The sequence below is a fragment of the Dyadobacter endophyticus genome (assembly GCF_014641595.1).
Taxonomy (GTDB): domain Bacteria; phylum Bacteroidota; class Bacteroidia; order Cytophagales; family Spirosomataceae; genus Dyadobacter; species Dyadobacter endophyticus.
On record NZ_BMIA01000018.1, the window covers coordinates 1 to 1,005 of the forward strand.

The following is a 1,005-nucleotide window of genomic DNA, read 5'->3' on the forward strand; positions in this document are numbered from 1 at the left end:
AAATCCTTTTGCGAACGGGACCACAAACAAGCTGACCATATGCTGGTGGGGCACTTACATTCCACTGCACGGATTAGATAAGGTGTTGGAAACTGCGCATTTGCTTTCGAAAACGACGACGGATTTCGAGTTTATCCTTTTCGGGAACGACGATGAAAAGGCCATTCCATTCAGGAATAAAGTAAGGGAACTGGGCATAGAGAATTTTGTAAAAATCGATAATTCCAAGTCATTCCACAACGGACAGCTGGAACCTTTCCTCGTTTCGCATTGCGACGTTGCCCTGGGTAGTTTCGGCGATAGCGAAAAAGCCAAAACCGTGTTCCTCAATAAAGTAGCGGACGCATTCGCGCTCGGAATCCCTGTTCTGAGCATGAAAACCAAAGCGATGGACACGCTGCTTTTAACCGACGACATTATTATATGCGAAAACCGGCCACAGTGCATGGCCGATGCCATTATAGCGCTCAAAATGGACCGCGACAAATTAAAAAAGGTGGGAGAAAATGGCTACCGGCGCTATCTCGACACATTTTCCTACGACGCATTCAAAATGCGTGTTCAAGAGACAGTCCGTAACCAACATAACAGAAAGTAACCAATGGGCTTGAAAAAAGATCTTTTTTCGGGGGTAGCGGTTACCGCAATTGCCAAATATTCGGGGATTGTCATCGGTTTGGTCATTAATGCCATGCTTGCACGCCTCCTCAGCCCGAGAGAATATGGGATAGTAGGCGTGGTAGTAGTTTTCATTACATTTTTTAACATCCTGAGTGATATCGGTTTAGGCTCCGCCATCGTGCAAAGCCAGACGCTTTCTCAAAAAGACCATTCCGATCTTTTCAAACTGAGTGCGATCATGAGCAGCATTCTCGCCATTGCATTTGCGCTGTTCTCCTACGCCGTAGCCTACTTTTACAAAAATGACGTGTACATCCCGATCGGGCAGTTGCTGGCCATTCATGTCTTTTTCAGTTCCCTCAGCGTAGTCCCGAAGAATATACT

Annotated in this window: 2 protein-coding genes; both read left to right on the plus strand. The window is 46.3% G+C overall.

The genetic code is table 11. The annotated features are described in order from the left end of the window. The coding region (locus IEY24_RS32615; RefSeq protein ID WP_188939488.1) for a glycosyltransferase family protein at positions 1-598 on the plus strand (598 nt) is incomplete at its 5' end. Positions 599-601: 3 nt separating this feature from the next. After that, positions 602-1,005 (plus strand): oligosaccharide flippase family protein (locus tag IEY24_RS32620; RefSeq protein WP_188939489.1); only part of this gene is annotated, 404 nt, incomplete at its 3' end.